This is a genomic window from Nocardiopsis sp. NPDC007018 (genome assembly GCF_040635075.1).
GTDB lineage: Bacteria > Actinomycetota > Actinomycetes > Streptosporangiales > Streptosporangiaceae > Nocardiopsis.
Genome location: NZ_JBEYHA010000008.1, coordinates 111,630 through 131,309, shown reverse-complemented (window position 1 = coordinate 131,309; position 19,680 = coordinate 111,630). Strand labels below are relative to the sequence as shown.

16 protein-coding genes, 1 tRNA gene and 1 pseudogene are annotated in these 19,680 nt (G+C 71.4%); 9 read left to right on the top strand and 9 right to left on the bottom strand.

Annotated elements, in window-relative coordinates; all coding sequences use genetic code 11:
• The first annotated feature begins 101 nt into the window (after positions 1-101).
• The 3 genes from ABZ635_RS06450 to ABZ635_RS06440 all read left to right on the top strand — a co-directional run bounded on the left by ABZ635_RS06450 (position 102) and on the right by ABZ635_RS06440 (position 3,869).
• On the top strand, positions 102-1,913 hold the full coding sequence (locus ABZ635_RS06450) for a PQQ-binding-like beta-propeller repeat protein (RefSeq protein ID WP_357759851.1): 1,812 nt from the start codon (positions 102-104) through the stop codon (positions 1,911-1,913).
• Positions 1,910-3,721, top strand: coding sequence for a hypothetical protein (locus ABZ635_RS06445; protein ID WP_357759848.1), 1,812 nt, complete (start codon positions 1,910-1,912; stop codon positions 3,719-3,721). The genes ABZ635_RS06450 and ABZ635_RS06445 overlap by 4 nt, the downstream gene beginning before the upstream one ends.
• A 74-nt stretch (positions 3,722-3,795) precedes the next feature.
• Positions 3,796-3,869: transfer RNA gene (locus tag ABZ635_RS06440), tRNA-Pro, on the top strand.
• A 100-nt stretch (positions 3,870-3,969) separates the two neighbouring features.
• On the opposite strand, the gene ABZ635_RS06435 is transcribed toward ABZ635_RS06440, so the two are convergent.
• Together ABZ635_RS06435 and ABZ635_RS06430 are read right to left on the bottom strand one after the other, a co-directional pair.
• A complete protein-coding gene (locus tag ABZ635_RS06435) occupies positions 3,970-4,176 on the bottom strand; it encodes a hypothetical protein (protein ID WP_357759845.1) in 207 nt (68 codons plus the stop codon).
• On the bottom strand, positions 4,173-4,835 hold the full coding sequence (locus ABZ635_RS06430) for a tyrosine-type recombinase/integrase (protein WP_357759841.1): 663 nt from the start codon (positions 4,833-4,835) through the stop codon (positions 4,173-4,175). The genes ABZ635_RS06435 and ABZ635_RS06430 overlap by 4 nt, the downstream gene beginning before the upstream one ends.
• Before the next feature lie 137 nt (positions 4,836-4,972).
• On the opposite strand from ABZ635_RS06430, the pseudogene ABZ635_RS06425 reads away from it, so the two are divergent.
• Positions 4,973-5,673 (top strand): annotated as a pseudogene (locus ABZ635_RS06425) (IS5 family transposase); the annotation flags it as partial.
• Positions 5,674-5,681: 8 nt separating this feature from the next.
• On the opposite strand, the gene ABZ635_RS06420 reads toward ABZ635_RS06425, so the two are convergent.
• Both ABZ635_RS06420 and ABZ635_RS06415 read right to left on the bottom strand, forming a co-directional pair.
• Complete coding sequence (locus ABZ635_RS06420; protein ID WP_357759838.1) at positions 5,682-6,728, bottom strand: ADP-ribosylglycohydrolase family protein; 1,047 nt, start codon at positions 6,726-6,728, stop codon at positions 5,682-5,684.
• Entirely contained in the window at positions 6,718-7,716 is a 999-nt protein-coding gene (locus tag ABZ635_RS06415) for an ADP-ribosylglycohydrolase family protein (RefSeq protein ID WP_357759835.1), read from the bottom strand. Before ABZ635_RS06415 ends, ABZ635_RS06420 begins: the two co-directional genes overlap by 11 nt.
• 166 nt (positions 7,717-7,882) lie before the next feature.
• Between ABZ635_RS06415 and ABZ635_RS06410 the strand changes: the two genes are divergently transcribed.
• Genes ABZ635_RS06410 through ABZ635_RS06395 form a run of 4 tightly spaced genes read left to right on the top strand, consistent with a single transcriptional unit; the run spans position 7,883 to position 12,101 of the window.
• A complete protein-coding gene (locus tag ABZ635_RS06410; protein WP_357759833.1) occupies positions 7,883-8,890 on the top strand; it encodes a LacI family DNA-binding transcriptional regulator in 1,008 nt (335 codons plus the stop codon).
• A gap of 17 nt (positions 8,891-8,907) precedes the next feature.
• The gene (locus ABZ635_RS06405) at positions 8,908-10,263 is read left to right on the top strand and encodes an ABC transporter substrate-binding protein (protein WP_357759830.1); all 1,356 of its coding nucleotides are present in this window, start codon (positions 8,908-8,910) and stop codon (positions 10,261-10,263) included.
• 24 nt (positions 10,264-10,287) lie between these two features.
• Complete coding sequence (locus tag ABZ635_RS06400; RefSeq protein ID WP_357759828.1) at positions 10,288-11,238, top strand: sugar ABC transporter permease; 951 nt, start codon at positions 10,288-10,290, stop codon at positions 11,236-11,238.
• Positions 11,238-12,101 (top strand): carbohydrate ABC transporter permease, encoded by an 864-nt coding sequence (locus tag ABZ635_RS06395; RefSeq protein WP_357759824.1) that lies wholly within the window; start codon positions 11,238-11,240, stop codon positions 12,099-12,101. Before ABZ635_RS06400 ends, ABZ635_RS06395 begins: the two co-directional genes overlap by 1 nt.
• 747 nt (positions 12,102-12,848) lie before the next feature.
• Here the strand turns inward: ABZ635_RS06395 and ABZ635_RS06390 are convergent.
• The gene (locus ABZ635_RS06390; protein WP_357759822.1) at positions 12,849-13,334 is read right to left on the bottom strand and encodes a hypothetical protein; all 486 of its coding nucleotides are present in this window, start codon (positions 13,332-13,334) and stop codon (positions 12,849-12,851) included.
• 161 nt (positions 13,335-13,495) lie between these two features.
• Here ABZ635_RS06390 and ABZ635_RS06385 point away from each other — a divergent pair, with 161 nt between their 5' ends.
• Positions 13,496-15,505, top strand: a complete 2,010-nt coding sequence (locus ABZ635_RS06385; RefSeq protein WP_357759819.1) for a prolyl oligopeptidase family serine peptidase — start codon at positions 13,496-13,498, stop codon at positions 15,503-15,505.
• Between the two features lie 22 nt (positions 15,506-15,527).
• On the opposite strand, the gene ABZ635_RS06380 is transcribed toward ABZ635_RS06385, so the two are convergent.
• The 4 genes from ABZ635_RS06380 to ABZ635_RS06365 all read right to left on the bottom strand — a co-directional run bounded on the left by ABZ635_RS06380 (position 15,528) and on the right by ABZ635_RS06365 (position 19,650).
• Positions 15,528-15,965: a hypothetical protein gene (locus ABZ635_RS06380; protein WP_357759817.1), complete on the bottom strand. Its 438-nt coding sequence runs from the start codon at positions 15,963-15,965 to the stop codon at positions 15,528-15,530.
• Between the two features lie 132 nt (positions 15,966-16,097).
• Positions 16,098-17,339: a helix-turn-helix domain-containing protein gene (locus ABZ635_RS06375; RefSeq protein ID WP_357759813.1), complete on the bottom strand. Its 1,242-nt coding sequence runs from the start codon at positions 17,337-17,339 to the stop codon at positions 16,098-16,100.
• Between the two features lie 147 nt (positions 17,340-17,486).
• Complete coding sequence (locus tag ABZ635_RS06370) at positions 17,487-18,569, bottom strand: hypothetical protein (RefSeq protein WP_357759810.1); 1,083 nt, start codon at positions 18,567-18,569, stop codon at positions 17,487-17,489.
• Between the two features lie 10 nt (positions 18,570-18,579).
• The gene (locus ABZ635_RS06365) at positions 18,580-19,650 is read right to left on the bottom strand and encodes a TIR domain-containing protein (RefSeq protein WP_357759808.1); all 1,071 of its coding nucleotides are present in this window, start codon (positions 19,648-19,650) and stop codon (positions 18,580-18,582) included.
• Positions 19,651-19,680: the final 30 nt, after the last annotated feature.

Here is a 19,680-nt window from a genome sequence, read left to right as displayed (position 1 = left end):
ACCGACCCGTGTCCCGCCCCTGCTACCTTCTCGTCACGTTGTGGGGCTTTTGGTACACGTGATCACGGGTGGGACGGTGCGGGTTGGCGGGCGAGCGGCGCATGGAGGGCGTTCCGGCGTGGGTCGGGGCGGGAACGATCGCCGGGGCGCTCGTCCTGGCCGTCGTGGCACTGGTCCTGCACCCCTCGGAGCTGGAGGAGGGGTTGTTCGCGGCCACCGGGTGGGGCTGGTTCTGGTCCTGCCTGATCGGGGCGTTCGTCCTGCTGGCCGGGGTCCGCTGGCGCCGCGCCCGGTATGACGGGGATCAGGCCGCTGAGGGCGGCTGGGACTACGTGGTGCTCGTGGGCGGCACCGCGCTCGTGGTGTCGCTCATCGCGACCAACGGTGTGTTCCTGGGCGCAGGAGCACCGGACCGGAACACCCTCACGCCCAGCGAGTTCCGTGCCGGAACGGTGGTCTGCGCCGTCGCACTCGGCCTGGTGCTCCTGCTCACCGCCGTGCGACGCCCCGAGCCCCACCGGCGTTCGCGCACCCTGACCGGGTTCGGTGCGGGCGCGTTCGCCGTGGTGCTGGTCGGGACGTTGGGCCCACTGGTCGTCGGCACCGGTGACGGCACCCGGGCACGCCACGTCGTCGCCGGGGACCCGCCCTCGGCGGTCCCCCTCCCGGACCGGGTGCGGGAGGCCGGTTGGGTGTGGCGGCCGGAGCGGGGCGCCGACGTCGACCGGGTCGAGCCCGGTGTCCACGGCCCCCTCGTCGTGCTCCAGGACGGCGTGGTGGCCCTGGACGGCACCGACGGCACACCGGTGTGGTCGTACCGTCGACCCGAGGTGCACGCCGCCGACGAGGAGGTCTCCGTGCTGGTGGGCCGGGACGGCGCCTACCTCACGTACACACCGGTGACGGACGACGACACCGAACCCGTCCCCGTCACGGAGGTGTTCGACCTGGCCACGGGAGAGCGCCTGGCCGAGTACACCCTGCCGGTGAACGGTGGGCGACTGCTCGGGTGGTCGGATGGGGTGCGCGTCCACACGGACTGGCGGTCCCGCCCGGAGGACGACAGGGCGGCGGGGCTCAGCGCCTGGGACGCCGGGACGGGCGCGGAGCTCTGGCACCGGACGCTGGGGACGGACCAGGACCACGTCTGCGACGGCGGCCGGGGCCGGGTGCGGGGGGACACGGTCGTCCTCGCGGTCGTCTGCGTCGACGAGGACGTCGTCTACGAGGAGCGGACCGACGTCGGCCAGCTCGTCGATCGCGGCGAGGTCCCCACGGTGTTCCGGGTGGCCACCCTGGACCTGCGCACCGGCGAGGAGCTGTGGAGCCACGAACGGCGGGACTGGGAGGACGCCTTCGTACCCGGTGACCCGTGGGTGGCTCCGGGCACGCAGGACCGGGGTGACGCCCTGGTCGTGCAGCGCAGGTCGTCGAGCGTCCGTGGCCTGCTGCTGGACCCGGACACCGGTGAGGAGCTGCTGGATCTCTCGTCCGATCTGCTGGAGGGGGACGATGATCTCTCCCCTGACCTGTTGCTCACCGCCGACGGCGCGGGCGCCGACGTGCTCTTCACCCGGTCCGGCCAGGGGGCCGAGATCCAGCGTGTGGACACCTCGGGTGACCGCACCACGCTGGTGGGTGCGGGGGGTCTGTTCAGGGACCTCTTCGTCCAGGACCACACGGTGCTCTCGGACCAGGTGCTGTTCACCGAAGTCGAACAGGACACCGCGGGGCGCGAACCCGCCGCTGTCCTGGCGGTGTCACCGGGGGAGCGGTGGGGGGCGGGGTTGGACCAGCGGATCGTTCTGAGCGCGCCGGGGGACGTGCGCCAGCTGGCACGGGCCCCGGGGGCGGTGGCGGCCCTGGTGGGCCAGGAGGAGGGCGGGAGTCGAGTGGAGGGGTTGGTTCCGTGACGCGCCGGATCGACGTTGACGATCTGTGGACGCCGCTGGCCTGGGTGGGAACCGGTTCGGTGCTCGCCGCAGGCCCGCCGCTGGTGGCCCTGCTGGTGACGGGGGGTCCCGCCGGGTGGGGCGGGCCCGGCCCCCTCCACTGGGCCCTGGGCGGTGCGGTGGCACTGCTCGTCGTCGCCTGGGGCCGGGGCGGACGGGCCCAACGGCCGGTATGGGACGGTCCGGTGCCCGGCCCCGGAGAGGGGTCGGGGCCGGTGCGGGCCAGCGCCGCCCTGGTGGCGTTCCTGGCCCTGCCGACCCTCCTGCGTGAGGCGCTGTCCCCGAGCGAGGAGGAGGGCGGCGGGGCACGGTCGGCCCCGGACGTGCTGACCGACCCGGGTTGGGTCTCCCACCTGTGGCTCCTGGTCGCCGTGGCGCTGCTCGTCGGGGGCCTCGCCCTCGCGGTCTCGGGCCGCCCCGAACCGTTGCGGCCCGCCCCCGGGCGGGCCCGGGGCGCGGCCCTGGCGGCCGCGCTCGCCCCCGCGGTCGCACTGGCGGCGTTCGCGGTCCCCGTGGTCCTCGACCGCGACCGGCTCGAACACACCCTCGCCGCCCCCTCCGGGGAGCCGGGGGAGCCGGTGCGCGGGGACGAGGTGGCCTGGGTGTGGGAGCACCCGGAGGAGGGGTCGGCGGGAGGTGTCCGCGTGGCCGCCACGGGGACGGGGGCGCTGGTCCTCGACAACGGCGGGGTTTGGGCGCTGGACAGCGGGGACGGTACCGAACGCTGGCGGTTCCGGCCGGTGGGCGAGACCCTGTGGTCGGGAGTCTCCCCGGACACCGAACGCGTCGGGGTCCTCTACCGGGACGCGTCGGCCATGGACGGGCGGGAGCGTGCGCTGGCGATCCTGGAGAGTGACACCGGCAGGCTGGTCGGCCGGCACACCGTCCACGACCGTGTGGAGGGGGTCCTGTTCACCAACGCCACGTTCGTCGAGGTCGGGCCGGAGAGCGGGTTCGTCGTCCGGGACCACTCCACGGGCGCCATCTGGCAGCACGCCGACGTCCCGGACGGGTGCGCGGCGGCGGGTGCCCCCGTGGTCGCGGGCGCCCGGATACTGGTGCCCGACGCGTGCGAGGAGGAGAGCCGCCACCGGGGGCGGGACCCGGTACGGGTCCTGGCCGCGCACGGCGAGTGGTTCGAGCGCGGCGACCTCCCCGGCCCCGTGGAAGAGCTGGTGTCGGCCCCGGACGGTTGGGCCGTGCTGGCACGCTACGGCGGCGATGACCCCGGGGCGCTGGCGCTGCGCGGGCGGGACGGAGCGGTGATCGCCGAGGACCTCCCCGTGGACGGGGCTGCGCGTGTGGACCCCGTCGACGGGGAGCGGCTGCTGTTCACCGCGTACGACGACGGCGCCCGCCGGGTCGAGTACCGCCTGGAACGGCCGGTGGTCGTCCCTCCGGGCGGAGACGAGCCCACCACCGAGACCGAGGCCTCCCTGGAGTTCGCGTTCGAGGACGCGCTCACCGCTGACGAGGAGGAACGCTCCCTGGAGCTGGGCGCCGTCGCGACCGGGCCCGAACTGTTCGCCGCCGTTCCGGGCGTGCCGCGCGCCCCGGTCGGCGCGGCCGGGGAAGCGGCCGCCTACCTGCTGGCCGGCGCGTGGGGTTCCGAGGGGTCCGTGGTCAGGCTCGACACGGCGGTCGAGGGGCTGGAGGCGTACGGCTCCGCCTTCGGCGTGGCGCTGGCCCCGGACGCGGTCGTGGTGTCCGGTCTCGCGGTGGGGGACCGGGCGCACGTCGTCGGCGTGGGGCCCGGAGCCCGAGCCTGACCGGGTTCGAGCGCCCTCCCGAATACGGTAGGGTTTCACCTGTTGGCGAGGCGCGCGAGCGCCCGCCCGGCGGCCGGGACGTAGCGCAGTTTGGCAGCGCACTTGACTGGGGGTCAAGGGGTCGTGGGTTCAAATCCCGCCGTCCCGACAGAGAAGTAGCAGGTCGCGAAGGGGTCCACCAAGTGGTGGGCCTCTTTCTGCGTCTCAGGTGGGGTAAAAGTGGGGTAGAACCGGGGTCGTGTGGGGTGTTAGCCCACGTCGTGCAGGATCTCGTTCATCGCGGTTGCCGCGGATCGGCGTACCGGCCGCAGCTGGAGGCGGTAGACGCGTTCAGTGGTGTCGGTGCCGTTGTGGCCGACCAACAGGGAGATCTCCTCGATGCTCACCTCGTGGTCGGACAGCAGGGACACGAACGTGTGCCGTAGCTCGCGTGCGCTCCACTCTTTTTCGTTCAATCCCGCTTTCTCATGATCGTGCGCAGCTCCCGCAGGACGTTGTGGCGGTCCAGCAGGGTGCCGGTGCGTGTGCAGAACACCAGGTTGTTGTCCTGCCATAGCTCCGCCGCTGCCAGGCGCTCACGGGCCTGTGCTGCTCGGTGGGCCCCGATGGCCTTGACCGCCAGGGTGGGTAGTTCCAGCGACCGCCTCGACCTACGGGTCTTGGTGTCCCCGTCCTCGCGTACCGAGACCCACACATGGATCGTGGGGACCTCACCTTCGATGTCGATCTCATCCCAGCTCAGCGCCCGGATCTCCTCGGTGCGAGTGCCAGTGACGATGGAGAGCACCAGATAGGCGTACCACCGAGTGCCCTGCGCCGCCTGCAGCACCGCAACGGCCTGGTCCAGCGTCATCGACTTCGACGGGCGCCCGGGCCTGCTGCCTTTGAGTTTGCCCCGCTGATCGATCCGGGCCAGCTCGGCGACGTTGCGGGTCACCAACTCCTGCACCTGGGCGTAGCGGATGGCACGCTCCAGCAGACCGAGCACCAACCGCAACGTCCGCGAGGACAGGTGCTTCTTCCTGCCCCGCAGCCAGGCGAGCACGTCCGCCACCCGCAACTCCGCCAGCAGGTGCCGGCCGAGGTAGGGGGTGATGTGGGTGTTGGCGAGCACTGTGTAGTTGTCTCGTGTGCTGGTGACGGCGTCGTCCAGCTGGTCCCTCAGGAACTCCGCAACGCAGTCGGCGTCGGTGTAACGGGCGGGGGAGTTGACTCCCTGATCGGCCGCTTCGAGGGCCTTGGACAGCTTGACACGGCGACCGGCAGGTGCTGGCCGCGATCATCTTCGTGGCCACCAGCGGCTGGACCTGGGCTCAGCTCCCTCCGGTGTTCGGCCCCTCCGGGCCTACTGCGCACCGGCGCTTCACCGAGTGGGCCCGGGCCCGGGTGTGGGCCAAGCTCCACCGCCTGGTCCTGGACGAGCTCGGTTCCCAAGGTGAGCCGGACTGGTCGCGGTGCGCGATCGACTCGGTGAACATGCGGGCCCTCAAAGGGGGGACCTGGCAGGTCCGAATCCTGTCGACCGGGGCAAGAAGGGGTCGAAGATCCACCTGATCACCGACCGGTCCGGTCTGCCCCTGTCCATGGCGATCTCGGGGGCCAACACCCACGACAGCCAAGCGCTGCAACCCCTGGTGGAGGGGATCGCGCCGATCCGCTCCCGCCGCGGCCCCCGGCGGCGCAAACCAGGCAAGCTGCACGGCGACAAGGGCTACGACTACGCCCACCTGCGCCGCTGGCTGCGCGAGCGTGGGATCGTGCACCGTCTGGCCCGCTGGGTTGTGGAGTCCTCGCAGCGGCTGGGCAGGCACCGGTGGCAGGTGGAACGCACCATGGCCTGGCTGGCCGGATGCCGCCGCCTGCACCGCCGCTACGAGCGCAAGGCAGACCACTTCCTGGCCTTCGCCGGTATCACCTGCACGCTGATCTGCTACCGCCGACTCACCAAATGAGACGAACTCTAAAGGACCCGGCACGAAACAGTCGCGCGGTGGTTGGTCATCCGGTCCGCCAGATCGGTCAAGCACTGTCCGGTAACCCCGGGTAGCAGCACTCCCTCCAGCCGGTTCACGCGTTCGTGCCATGCGCGGGGGATCCGCCTCTCCCCGCCCACGGCTCCGCACAAGGCTCCCACCATCGCGGGAAGGCTGTCGGACTGGCGGGGGAACAGCGCTGCTGTCTGCAGACCGGTTGTGAGGTCGGCATCAACCATCCGCGTGATGGTGAACGCCAGAGGGAGGGTTTCGGGAGCCACTCCGCCGTGGCTGTATCCGGGGCGGCCGAAAGTGTCGATCAGAGCGGGCACGGTGTCGAACACGTCTCCCGTGGAGTCCCGTTCGACGACTGCGGTGCGCTCGAAGCCGCGGTGGAGCCAGCTGTCGCAGGGAACGGTCCGCTCGGCCTCTTCCAGAGCCGGCCGCAGGCACTCTCCGGCGGCCAGGGAGGAGACGGCGTGTGCCATCGCGCCCGCCGCCCATACACCGTCCCTGGCGTGGGTGATCCGCGCATAGTCCTCGGCTACCCTCCTGGCAGTTCCGGGGTCTCCTTCGTGGTGCAGACCGATGGACACGGCTGCGGGAACCGCGCCGTCGTCCCAGTACACGGGGTTGTCACTTCCGGTCACCGGTGGTGCGTAGCCCTTGAGGGTCGCGACGACGGCGCCCCGCTCGGCTACCCCGCACCAGACCCCGTCGGTGTCCACATAGTGTGCGCGCCAACCCCGGAACAGGGAGTCCAGGTCGTGTTCGGCGGTTCCCAGCAGAACGAGGGCGGCGGTGGCCGCGGTCTCGGTGTCGTCCGTCCCGCACATGGCCTTGTGCTCCGTGTTGCTCAGCCCGAAGGGCAACAGGGGGCGGGACACATGTTGCTGGTCCAGCTCGGCGTTCTTCTCCCACAGCACGTTGCGCCCCCAACCGGCGCGTGCGTGGCGGTGATACTCGGCGGGTAGGGCGAGTGCGTCCCCCATCGCCAGACCCAGCAGGGCGCCGCGGGCGGTTTCAACGCTCATCTCGTACTCCTTGCTTCGCATGGGCCGCGTTGTACAGATCGTCGGCGAGCTTCACCAGATCGGTGCCGCCGGTGACGGTGACGCAGACTCCGGAGACGTGTCTGACCCTGGTACGCCAGCGCTCCGGGAGGGCCGACTCCCCGTGCAGGGCTCCGGCCATGGCTCCGGCCATGGCCGCGATGGTGTCCGAGTCCCTGCCGATGTTGACCGCACTCAGCACGCTGGGGACGAAGGCGCCCCCGGCTGCGGCGAACAGGCCGAACGCCAGCGCCACCGCCTCGGGTGCGCTGTCGGGCCACGGGTAGTGGAAGAGCGGCACCTCCCGGTAGAGGTCTCGCTCCGCGTCCTCCAGGGTGGGGGCGGCCGACGCCACGGCCAGGGCCCGGCGGAGGAGCCGACCGGTCCAGGAGTCCTCGGCCACGGCGGCCAGCCCCGCGGCGACGACTTCGGTGTAATCGTCCGTGACCAGTGCCCGCGCCACGGCCGCGGCGATCGCCTGGGCTCCGTAGATGCCGTCGGCGGCATGGCTGACCTGGGCGTCCTCACGGGCCAGGCGCGCCGCTTCCGCGGGTTCACCCGCGCAGAAGACTCCGATGGGAGCCACCCGCATCGCCGCTCCGTCGCTCCACGACTCGTAGCTGTCGTTGCCGCTGACCGGTGGGCCGATACCGGCTCGGAGGTTGGCGATGGCGACCATCTCGCTGAAACCCGCCCCGTGGAAGCCGCCGTTCTGGGACACCACGGCCTTGTTCCACACCGCCGCCACGTCATGCGAGGTCAGCCTGTGCCCGAGCTCGAGCAGACCCTGGGCGCACAGCACCCCGTACTCGGTGTCGTCGGTGCCGGAAACGTCTTGTCCGAGAAAGTCCTCGACCCGTCCGTGCGCAGCACGGATGGCGTCCGGGGTCATGCCCTCGGTGGGTGCGCCCAAGGCGTCGCCGATCGCCAGCCCTAACAGTGCCCCTCGGCACCGATCACGCGTCACCATTCATGTCCTCTCGCATCGTTTTGCGCATGTTCGCACAGAGCCAGTGAGGCATCTTGCTCGGTAAAGCGGGATTTTCGTCAAGGTTCTCCTTGACACTGCCCTACACCTTAGACACTATGAACCCTATCTTTAGCAAGACGTTTTGCATACGGCTGGAATGAGGGCGATGCGTAAGGAGAACCGCGTCGGTATCGCCGATGTGGCGGCCAGGGCCGAAGTGAGCGTCACGACCGTCTCGCACGTGCTCAGCGGGAGACGGCCGGTGAGCGAGAAAACCAGGTCCAAGGTCCTGCGCGTCATCGACGAGCTCGGATACCGCCCCGACCCGTCCGCGCGCGGACTGCGGACCGGACGGAGCGAATCGGTCGCCCTGATCGTCACCGACGTCACCAACCCCTTCTACCCGCTGCTGGCAGCCGGCCTCCAGGAGGTCCTGCAACCCGCGGGCTTCCTGATCTCAGTCTGCGCGGCACAAGGAACCGCACACGATCTCGACGTCGTGGTGCGGCACCTCCTGGACCGAAGGATCGACGGCATCGTGATGGCGGCCCTGAACGCCCAGGAGCGCCACTTCGCCTCGATCACGGCGGCGGGAACCGCGCTCGTGCGCCTGAGCGGCGAGCTCGACCCGCGCTTCGGGGATATCGTGCGAGCCGACGACACCGGAGGCATGGCCGACGTGGTCACCCACCTCCTCGAAAGCGGCTACCGCCGGATCGGTCTCGTCAACGGCACCCCCGAGACCCCTCCCGGACATCTGCGCCTGGCCGGTTACCTCCGGGCCCTGCGGGACTTCGGCCTCGAACCCGACGAGTCACTCATCATCTCCGAGGCCTTCACCCGCAGCGGTGGCGCCCGTGGAGCCCATGCCCTGTTGGGGCTCGACACGGCGCCCGAGGCGCTGGTCTGCGGTAACGACCTGATGGCCGTGGGCGCCCTGGACACGGTCCGCGAGAAGGGTCTGACCGCGCCCGGCGACGTCGCCGTGACCGGGTTCGACGACATCGAGGCCGCCGCACTCGTCTCCCCGCCGCTGACCACGGTGCACAACCCGGCCTTCGAGATCGGCCGGGCTTGTGCGCGCCTCTTCCTCGACCGCCTGTCCGGAGACCCCGTCGACGGTGTACGCGAGGTCGTCCTGCCCCAGAAACTCATCGTTCGCGAATCGACCTGACGACTCAAAGGACCCCCGTGACCAACCCCCTGCCTCGCCGCGACGCCCTCAAACTCGCGGGAGGCGCCTTCGCCGGTGCCTGGCTGATGTCGGGATGCGGAAACTCCGGTGGTGCCTCCACCTCCTCCATCGAGTACTGGGGAGCCTTCCCCACCCCGGAGACGGAGAAGTACTTCCAGACCCACTTCATCGACACCTTCAACGCCTCCTCCGAACACACCGCCCGGATGACGGTCCAGCAGCTCACCGACCTGGCATCGCTCACCGATACCGCGGTCTCCTCGGGCAACACCCCCGACATCATCTACTCGCCCGGCCCGACCACGTCGGTCTCCTACGCTCAAGGCCTCAAGACCGTCGAGCTCGACGACTACGCCTCCGACTACGGCTGGAACGAGCGCTTCCTGCCCTGGGCCGCGCAGCTGAGCCAGGTCGACGATCGGATGCACTCGGTACCCATGAGCTACGGGTCGACGGTCCTCTACTACAACCGGTCCGTGTTCGACGCCAACGGCTGGACCCCGCCCACGACCAGGGCCGAGTTCGAGGACCTGTGCGAGGACGCCGACTCCCAGGGCCTGATCCCGGTCGGCGCCGGCAACAGCGGCTACCCGCCCCAGAGCGAGTGGTACCTGACCTGCGTGCTCAACGCCGCTGTGGGCCCCCAGGCCATGTACGACATCCTCACCGGCGACCTCGACTGGACCGACGACGCCGTGATCGAGGCCATCGAGATGATGAAGGAGCAACTGGACAAAGGATGGTGGGGCGGCGGCGCGGACCGCTACTTCACCAACACCGACCCCGACATCGTCACCGGGCTCGCCAACGGCGACGTGGCCATGTACATGAGCGGAACCTGGAGCTTCAGCTCCATGGGCACCTTCTTCTCCGACTCCGGCAACGACCCCCAGGACTGGGACTGGGCACCCCTGCCCTCCCTGGCTGAAGACGTGGAACCCGGCGTCTTCCCCCTGGCCATCGGCACCGCACTCTCGATCAGCACGAACAGCGCGAACCCCGACGCCGCGGCCGAGTTCCTCAACCACCTGGTGGGCGACACCTCCCGGTCCCTGGAATACCTCGCCGAACAGGGGGAGAACCCGCCCCCGGTGGCCTACGAGCCCTCCGACTTCCCCGAAGGCACCGACCCCCGAGTGCAACGCCTGTACGAGGAGATCCCGACCTCGGACAACCTCGGCTACGCGAGCTGGACCTTCCTGCCCCCCGAGACCAACACCGTGCTCTACACCGAGTTCGACAAGGTCATCACCGGAGACATGGTTCCCCGAGAGTACGTGGAGCTCCTGGACTCCACCTTCCGCCAGGAACTGGGCAGCGGGGGAGCCCCCACCCCCTTCACCCCCCAGTAGACAGGGAACGGGAAACCGTCACGGATGTCCGTCACCACACGTCACGCCGACGGGGGAACGATCCCTTCGCCCACCCTGTCGGCGCGCCGCAGGCAGAGCCCCGGGTCGCGCCGCCGACTCGTGGGCTGGCTGTTCCTCGCCCCGCTCTTGGCCGTCAACGCCCTGGTTATCGCTGGTCCGGCCATGACCTCGGTCGCCTACTCCTTCACCGACTGGGACGGCATCAACACACCGCAGTTCGTCGGCTGGGCCAACTACACCGCCCTGGCGGCCGACCCCGCCTTCCTCAACGCGCTCTGGCACAACCTGCTGTGGACGCTCTTCTTCCTCACCGTGCCCATGAGCATGGGGTTACTGGGCGCCTACCTGCTCAGTCGGATCCGGCGCGGCCGGACCCTCTTCCGGGTCCTGTTCTTCGTCCCTTACGTGGTGGCGACCGTGGTCTCCGCCGCGGTGTGGCGCCAGATCCTCAGCCCCACAGCCGGGATCGTTCCCCTGCTGGACTCCTTCGGCGTCCCCGGGATCGGCGGCCTCAACCCCCTCGGCGACCCCGACCTGGCACTGGGCGCCATCGCCATGATCAACAACTGGCAGTGGTGGGGCTTCCTCGTCATGCTGTTCCTGACCGCGATGCAGTCGGTCAACCCGTCCCTGTACGAGGCGGCCCGCCTGGACGGGGCCGGGCCGTGGCGCGAGTTCTGGCACGTGACCCTGCCCGGTATCCGGCCGACTCTGGTCTTCCTGTTCCTGATGACCATCATCTGGTCGTTCCTGGTCTTCGACTACGTCTACATCCTCACCCAAGGCGGACCGGCCGGATCCACCGACATGCTCAGCACCCTGCTCTACCGCACCGCCTTCAGCGAGGGACGCGCCGGATCGGCCTCCGCCATCGGTGTGGTCATGGCACTGATCAGTGCCGCCACCATCGCGGGCTACCTCGTGATCCGGCGCCGACTCCGGTGGGAGGTGTGATGACGGCGACACGACTTTCGCGCTCACACCGACGCCCGCGACCGCTCCACCGGAGCGGACCGCTCACCTACCTGCTGCTCGCGGTCCTGGCCCTGTACGCCATCGGCCCGATCCTGATCCTGCTCTTCGGCGCCCTGAAGAACCCGGCCGAACTCAGCACCAACCCGATGGGTCCGCCGGCCGAGGCGGCCTGGGAGAACTTCCGTACCGCGTGGCAGAACGCGAACATGGCCACTGGCCTGTACAACAGCGCCGTCATCGTGAGTGCCACGGCGGTGGGAGTGTGCCTGATCTCGGGGGCCGCCGCCTACGCCATGGTGCGCTTGGGCGTGCCGGCCCCGGGCGCTCTGACCATGTACCTCCTGGTCGTGACGGCTCTTCCCCTTCAGCTCTTCCTCGTCCCGCTGGTGTCGTGGTGGACACGCCTGGGCCTGTACGACACACAGTTCGGGCTCGTCCTCATCTACTGGGCCATCTACAGCCCGTTCAGCACCCTGCTGCTGCGGTCCTACCTCATCGCGATCCCGCCCGACTACGAGGCCGCGGCCCGTCTGGACGGCGCCGGGGAACTCACGGTCTTCTTCCGGATCGTGCTGCCGCTGATCTGGCCCGGAGTACTCACCGCCGGCCTGGTCGCGGGTCTGCAGGCCTACAACGAGTTCCTGCTGGCGGTGACCTTCATCCAGGACAGGGGCGCTCTGCCGGTCTCGATCTCGCTGTACTCCTTCCAGCAGGGCTTTACCGTCAACTACGCGCTGGTCAGCGCGGCCGGAATCATCATGGTCATGCCGGTCCTGTTGCTTTTCCTTCTCCTGCAACGCCGTTTCGTGGAGGGTTACGCCTCCACCGGTATGGCGAACTGACCACGACGGGCGGCCACGGACACGGCCGTCCTTCCACACGGCGCCGGAGCACGGCCACCGTCCACGGGCCGTGCTCCGGCGCCCAGGGGGATGCCAGGCTCGGGCGGTGCAGCAGCGCCGCCCGAGCCCGCACTGTTCGAGGAGCCTCCGGTGGCGCTCCTCTGAAGGAAAAGAACCCTCGTCGATAAGGATCCTGTAGTGACCCACAGGCGCATAGAACGAATCAGAATCCGATTTTGTACTTGGGGTCCGACGATGGGGTCACCGATTCGGAGTTCGAGGAGGACCACGCAGCCATCACCGAGCAAGTCGCCGACATCGTGGAGACCGCCGTGTGGTCCTGACCCCCGGGTCGGCCCAGCCGCAACTGGCTTGGCTTCTCGCCAACGGCGTATGCAACAGCGCGGGTATGCCGGTCCTTCGACCTCGGCGTGGGGGCGTTCCAGGCGAAACGACGGCGTCAGTGCGACTCACTGTGCTCCGCGCTCTGGTGGGTTGAGACCCCTATTCGGTCGGGCACAGTGTTCGTCGCTCCGGGGGAGAGCGAGCTGGGTTCTCCACCCGGAGGATCTGAGGGGCGGGGGCAGGCCGTTGCCTCTGAAGCCGGGATTCGGGGTAGTCGCCTGTAGCGGCTCCCCCTGCCAGAAACCTCCTTCCGTCCCATAGCTGTCAGGGTGACGCCGACTGTGGTGGGACTTGGACCCAACGCGTCCGAGGCCCCACCGACAGTCCGCTTCCGATGGACTCCTAGCCCAGCTGAGTGGAGATCTCTTCGCGTACCTCGCTCATGACCGCCAGGATCTGCGTGGCTGCGGCCTGAACAGCCTGATGGTCAGAGCCGTCGGCGCGGTCCACAAGGAGTCCCACGGTGTCGCCCAGGACCTGATCGGAGGAGCAATCGATCGGAGGCCCGGCGAACACGGCGAGGGTTTCAGCGGCGACGAAACCGGCCATCAGAGCGTGCAGCGCGTAGGACTGCTCGTTCAGTGGCCGGTCGGTGCGTGCCAGACCGTGGTCACGCAGGATCCCGAGCACCTCGGTGCACAGGGCTGCGGGGTTGGCCCGTGCCAGAACCGAACCGCTCGTGCTGTGGTGCGCCATCAACCGCAAGGTGTCCTCGTCGCCGGAGTGCAGACGTCGAGCCAGGGGCAGGTCGAGCATGGTGCGAAGGATCAAGGCACACAGCCGCCCGGCGCGCGCCAACTGCGGGTCCGCGGTCAGGGCTTTGTCCATCTCGTCCAGTCCGACGAGGAGTGTCTCGTTCCGAGCCTCCCAATAAACCCGGAACGAGACATCGGGCGGAGCGGTCTCCCGGGGCGGGCGGCGAACCCGCTCGTCGCGCGCGCCTCCTCCCGCGCTGGCTCGCCGGTCGCCCCGCACGCTAACGTGACCCGATGCCCTCACCGACACCTGCTCCGTTCTCCGACTTCGCCGACATCGACGCCTTCACGCGGATTCCCAGGGTCACGTCCGTGGCCGCCGGACCGGACGGCCGGGTGGTCGCCTCCGTCGACGAGGTCGACGACCACGGGGCGGCCCGGCGGACGGCCCTGTGGGAGCTCGATCCGGAGGGTCTCGCCCCGGCCCGCAGACTGACGTTCTCCTCGCAGGGTGAGGGCACGCCGCGTTTCTCCTCGGACGGCGCGCTGCTGTTCACCTCGCGGCGCCCCGCCCCGGGGGAGGACGACCCCGCCGACGCGGCGGGCCTCTGGCGACTGCCCGAACAGGGTGAGGCGACACTCGTCGCCCGGACTCCCGGGGGGTTGGGACTGGTCGGTGTCGCGGCCGACGGTTCGGTCCTCGCCACGACGAGCGTGCTCGCCGGTGGCGCCCTCGACGGGGACGCGGAGCGCCGCCGCGCCCGCGGCCAGGCCAAACGGTGCGCGATCTGGCACACCGGTATGCCGATCCGCAGGTGGGACCACGAGCTCGGCGACGTGAGTCCGCGCCTGGTGCTCGTCGCTCCGGACGGCCGCGTGCGGGACCTGACGGAGGACGCCGACACCCTGGCGCTGTCGGGTGCGTCGGCCGACCTCTCACCGGACGGGCGTACCGTCGCCACGACCTGGACCGAGCGGGTCGAGCGCGGGCAGACCCGGACCGGCCTCGTGCTGATCGACACCCGCACCCGTGAGCGCACCGTGGTGCTGGCCGCCGACGACCACCAGGAGTACGGCGCGCCGGTCTTCTCCCCGGACGGCTCCCTTCTCGCGGTCACGCGGACTACCGTCTCCACCCCCAAGGACACCGGCTACGCCTTCCTGGAGATCCACCGGCTGGACGGAGGGGAGCCGACGGCGGTCGACGTCGGGGACCTCACGTTCGGCGGGTACGTGTGGGACCACGGAGGCTCCCTCCTGGTCACCGGTGACCTGCGCTCCTCGGGAGCGGTGCTCTCCGTCGACCCGGGTACCGGGCGGGTGCGAACCCTGGCGGAGGCCGGTGTGTTCACGTCCCTGGCCCCGGCGCCCGACGGGTCCCTGTACGCGTTGCGCTCCGACGTCGCCACCCCGGCCCGTCCGGTGCGGCTGGCCCCCGGCGGCGAGCGGACCGGGCTCCCCGCCCCGGGGGCGGTGGACACGCTCCCGGGTCGGCTCGAACGGGTGTGGGCCGACGTCGACGGCGTGCGGGTCGGCGCCTGGCTGTGTCTTCCCGACGGCGCCTCCGCTGCCGCTCCGGCCCCGGTGATGCTGTGGATTCACGGCGGACCCCACAGCTCCTTCAACGCGTGGTCCTGGCGATGGTGCCCGTGGCTGGCGGTCGCGCGCGGCTACGCCGTGCTGATGCCCGACCCCGCCATGTCCACCGGCTACGGGCACGCGGGGCTCAACCGCGGGTGGCCCCGGCGGCCGGACGTCGTCTACGGGGAGTGCGAGGCGCTCCTCGACCAGGTGCTGGAGCGCCCGGAACTGGACGGTTCGCGCACGGCTCTGCTCGGCGCCTCCTTCGGCGGCTTCATGGTCAGCTGGATCGCGGGGCGGACCGACCGCTTCTCGGCCGTGGTGACGCACGCCGGGTCGTGGGCGATGGGCCAGCAGCACCGCACCACCGACGCGGCCTCGAAGAAGATGCGCGTGCACGGGCTGGAGGACGAGCAGCCCGAGTGGTACCGCGACTTCTCCCCGCACCAGGGGGCGTCACGCGTGGTCACCCCCGTGCTGATCACCCACGGCAACCGTGACTACCGGGTGCCCGTGAGCGAGGCGCTGCGCATGTGGTGGGACCTGGTCTCCGGGTGGGAGGGCCCGCCGGAGACCATGCCGCACCGGTTCCTGCAACTGACCGACGAGAACCACTGGGTGCTCACGCCCTCCAACAGCCGGGTGTGGAACGAGACCGTGCTGGCCTTTTGCGACCAGCACCTGTTGGGGGCCGCGCCGATCCCCGAGTCCCTGCCCTGGTGAGGGGCGGTGGAGACATCCGCGCTCAGTAGCGGGCCGTTCCCGGTCGCCACCGGGTGGCCCGCTCCACCACGTACACCTCCAGGTTGTCCACGCTCGCGCCGCACGCGTCCTGCCGTTCGGTGGCCACCTGCGCCGAGGCGATCAGCTCCGCTCGGCGCCGCTCCTCGGCCTCGGTGTCACCCGGCGGGATCACCCTGCGCACGTGGTGGCACCGGGCCCGCCCGGTGGCGTGCACCAGCCCCACCACATAGGTGCGCCGCCAGCGTCGCAGCGCGGCCTGGTGGGGGATCACGTACCGGTAGCGGCAGCGCACCCGGCGGCCGTCGGGTAGCACGGCCTCGGCCTGGTAGGTGATCGACCACCAGTCCTCGGCGACCGGGAGGACCGTCGCGCGCATGGCCCGCGCCCACGCCTCCAGGGTCGGCCGGTCTCCGGCCTCGATGACGGCCGCGTCGTTCACGGCGCCCCCCGCGTTGTTGGACGGGCCCCGGGCGCCCCTAGCGGCGCCCGGGACCGTGACATGCTGTGACCCTAAGTGCGTGGACGAATGCGAAGGGTACAGATTGTGCCCCCGGTTCGCGCGCGGCCCAGCTCAGGCCAGCAGCCCGATCCGTTCGGCGAGCACGCCCGCCCCCTCCCGTCGCCGGGGGTCCCGCGACTCCAGCTCCTCCACGACCATGCGTCGGGCGAAGCCGTTGTAGCGGACCGTCTCGGGAGCCGCCGCGTGCGCCGACTCCAGCACCCGCAGCGCCTCGTCCGGTCGCCCGGCCAACCGGTACGCGCGGGCCTGCTCGATCCGGTGCCGGGCCCCGCGCGGTCGCGACGGAATCGCCTCCGCCGGGGCCCGGGCGGACTGGCGTACCGCCTCGTGGCCGCTGCGCAGCTCCACGGCCACGGTGACCGCGTGCGCGCCGATCACCGGTCGCGAGAACGAGGTCATCGGGTGGTAGTAGGAGTCGGGCAGCCGTTCGGCGGCGCGCCGGGCGGTGTCCCAGTGCCGCCAGGCCGTCCCCGCCTCACCTCGCCGCGCGGCCGTGTACCCCGCCTCGAACCGGAGCGCGCCCCACACCGCCAGCAGGTCAGGCCCCGCGTCGGCCAGGTGCCGTTCCAGGTGCGCGCTGGCGTCCTCGGTGACCGCGTCGGCGGCCTCCCAGTCACCGGCGTCCCGGTGCGCCTGGGCCAGCAGCCAGGACGCCACACCCAGTGCGTGGGGGTCGTCCGCCTCCCGTGCGGTCACCATGCCGCGTTCGGCCACCCGCCACAGCAGCCCCTGCGCGGGCTGGTAGGCGACGAAGAACTGGGCCAGCGAGCACACCTCCGAGAGCACCGAGCACGCGGCGCGGCGGGCGGGCCCGTCCACGGCGCCGTCCACCGACAACTGGGCGTCCGCGAACAGCCCCGGGAGCAGCCGCCCCAGCACGTCGCGGTGGTGGGGCGAGGAGTGCCGGGCCCGCCAGGCTCCGGCCAACCGGGCGCGCAGCCGTTCGGGCGGGGGAGCGGGCCGGTCGTCGTCCAGGGCGAGGGCGTTGACCGACGCCCGCACACCGGGCAGCATCGCGTGCCCGGGTCCGGTGAACGGCTCCACGGGCACGGACTGCTCGCCGGTGAGCGAGGCCAGGTCGCGCAGGCGCAGCGCCTCCACCAGCCCGAGCAGGATCGGGAGCTTGGGGGTGTCCAACCGCCCGGTCTCCACGGCCTTCACCCACGACGCCGACCGGCCCACCAGGCCCCCCAACACCTCACGGGTCAGGCCCCGTCTGGTGCGGTTGAGCTTCAGGCGGGTACCGAAGGGGATTCTGGCCTCGTTCGGGTCCGGGTCGCCGTCCACGGGCATCGCGTCGTCCTTCCCTGGGGGAGTGGCGGGGTCCAGGCTACGAGCCGGGTCCGTGCCCCAGGGCGGAAATCGCTCGACCTCGCCCAGTCGGGCCCCTCACCCCGCCCATAGCCCGGTCGGACCCCCTCCGAACTGCGACGACACCGTTCAGGCGCGAGTGCTCTGGGTCGGCGCGGGAGCCACCTGGGGCCCGGCGGGGCTGCGCAGACGCTCGAAGACGAGGTCGAAGGTGAACCCCGCCGTGAACCCCACCGGCACCACGAAGAACAGCAGCCGCCGGGCGTCCAGTTCCGCCAACAGCTCCGGGACGGTCAACAGCTGGGCCGCCACGTACAGCAGCACCGACACCGCACCGGCGCCCAGACCGCGGGCGCAGGCGCGGAGCGCGGAGGGAGCCGGACCGAACGAGTCACGGATCAGGGCCCCCGAGACCGCCGCGCACATGGGACCGGCCAACAGCAGGCTCAGGCCGACCGGGTCGGCCGGGCCCGGTCCCCCGGCCAGCACGATCGAGGCCAGGGCGGCGAGCAGCAGCAGGATCGCGCCCACCAACCCGGCCGACTCGCGCAGGCGTCCCCACCTCCGGGCCCGCTCGCGTGCACGCCGCCGCTCGGCACGGCGCTCCATCTGCCCGCGCAGCACCGCCGTGATCCGCCGCGCCGAGCCCGGCGACCACGACTCTCCCAGGGCCCGGACGTCCTCGCGGTCGACGTACTCACCGGAGCCGTCCAGGTACACCCACACCTGGCGGGCGGCACCGCCGAACGCGGCCAGCGGCACGACCGGAATACCGTGGGCCAGCGCCACGACCCCGGTCACCCGGGTGGAACGGCCGCCACCGGCCAGGACGATCCCGTCCACCTCGAACAGCGTCCGGTAGTACGGCACCTCCCACTCCGCGCCGGTGTCGCGGACGGTGGTCACACGCACCCGCGACCCCTCCGGCAGGTCGGGCGCGTAGTCCTGGTGCCGGGGCGGGTGGGCGATGATGCGCGCGTCCGGGGCGGCGGCCGCCGCGTACCCGCGCGCCACCAGGGTCTCCACGTAGTGTTCGTCGTCGGCGAAGACCACGAGATCGTAACCGGCCAGCGCCAGTTCGCGGCCGAGTTCGTGACACGCGGCGCCCACCTGGTCGGTGGCGCTCAGGGCCGGCTCGTACTCGCGGGAGGCGTCGACGCTGCCGACGACGGCGATCCTGGGCCGCCTCGCCGGAGGGGGTGCGTTCTTCACGGGGGCTCCATCACGGTGCGGTGAGGTCGGTCGGGGTGTCCTCCGGCGCGGACCCGTCCCGGGGGAGGAGGGCGAGCAGGGCGTGGGCCGCGTCGGAGGCACCGGCGGTGTCGGCCACCGCCCGGGCGAGCCAGGCGAGGGCGTGGGGGTCGGGGTGCTGGGCGCGCAGGTGGGACACGAGGTGGTCGAGGCGTTCGGGGGCGGGTTGGGTGAGTGACCAGTACCGGGGATTGAGCGCCCGGTCCCTGCGGAGTTCTCCGAGCCTGCTCAGGAAGGCCTCCCAGCAGGCGGGATCGTCCAGCGCCGCGACCGTGAGCAGGACGCGGACGGCCCGTTCGCCGACGGCGCCGCGCGGGAGACCGCCGCCCGCTTCGGCCACGCGGTCCGCGCTCGTCTCGACCCCGCGGACGCGCTCCGGGGCGCCCGCCTCCGCGTCCACCCCGTCCGGGTCGCCGCCCGCCCTGCGCGCGGCCGCGTCCCAGGCCGGAACGGCACGCCGGGCGAGCGCCTCCGGGAGGGCGGGCAGGGCGACCGCCGCCGAGCGGGCCACCAGGGCGCCGATCCGGTAGCACAGGGCCCGGTAGGCGGCCGTGTCGGTGAGCATCAACTCCAGCACTCCGGCGTCCGCGTGTCCGGCCACCCCCACCCAGTCCAGGCGTTGGCGTTCTCGCACGGCCCGGGGAAGCGGACCGGTGAGCGGCTGCCAGACCAGGGGCAGGATGTGGTGCGGAGGTCCCCCGCCGCTCCGGAAGCGCCGCACCCGCTCCTCCACGATCCACCACTCCCGCGCGCACCAGGCGCTGTTCAGGTGGGTCTCGCTCAACAGGACCACCAGGGTGCGCGTGGTGGCGCAGTGCCGGTGGAGTTCGGCCCGCCAGCCCCCGCCCGGCTCCAGGGTCGGTCCGGTCGCGCCGAAGGCGTGGTCGTCGGTGTGCAGCCGGACCATGCCCTCCAGATCGGCGTGGAAGCGCAGCACGTGTTCGCGGTCGGCCCTGCGCCCGCCGTAGCTCGTGAAGAAGGCGCTGACACCGTCCGCTCCCGTACCCGGTGCCCCGGTCGTCTCCACCCCGGCCGTCTCCACCCTGGACCTCCCCTCCCGGTCGCTCCCGCG

Bases quoted from the DNA above. Each gene is read 5' to 3' on its own strand.
- ABZ635_RS06415 (WP_357759835.1), bottom strand. From the start codon at position 7,716: ATGGTGACGCGTGATCGGTGCCGAGGGGCACTGTTAGGGCTGGCGATC.
- ABZ635_RS06420 (WP_357759838.1), bottom strand. From the start codon at position 6,728: ATGAGCGTTGAAACCGCCCGCGGCGCCCTGCTGGGTCTGGCGATGGGG.
- ABZ635_RS06390 (WP_357759822.1), bottom strand. From the start codon at position 13,334: ATGGACAAAGCCCTGACCGCGGACCCGCAGTTGGCGCGCGCCGGGCGG.
- ABZ635_RS06450 (WP_357759851.1), top strand. From the start codon at position 102: ATGGAGGGCGTTCCGGCGTGGGTCGGGGCGGGAACGATCGCCGGGGCG.
- ABZ635_RS06385 (WP_357759819.1), top strand. From the start codon at position 13,496: ATGCCCTCACCGACACCTGCTCCGTTCTCCGACTTCGCCGACATCGAC.
- ABZ635_RS06400 (WP_357759828.1), top strand. From the start codon at position 10,288: ATGTCCGTCACCACACGTCACGCCGACGGGGGAACGATCCCTTCGCCC.
- ABZ635_RS06375 (WP_357759813.1), bottom strand. From the start codon at position 17,339: ATGCCCGTGGACGGCGACCCGGACCCGAACGAGGCCAGAATCCCCTTC.
- ABZ635_RS06410 (WP_357759833.1), top strand. From the start codon at position 7,883: ATGCGTAAGGAGAACCGCGTCGGTATCGCCGATGTGGCGGCCAGGGCC.
- ABZ635_RS06395 (WP_357759824.1), top strand. From the start codon at position 11,238: ATGACGGCGACACGACTTTCGCGCTCACACCGACGCCCGCGACCGCTC.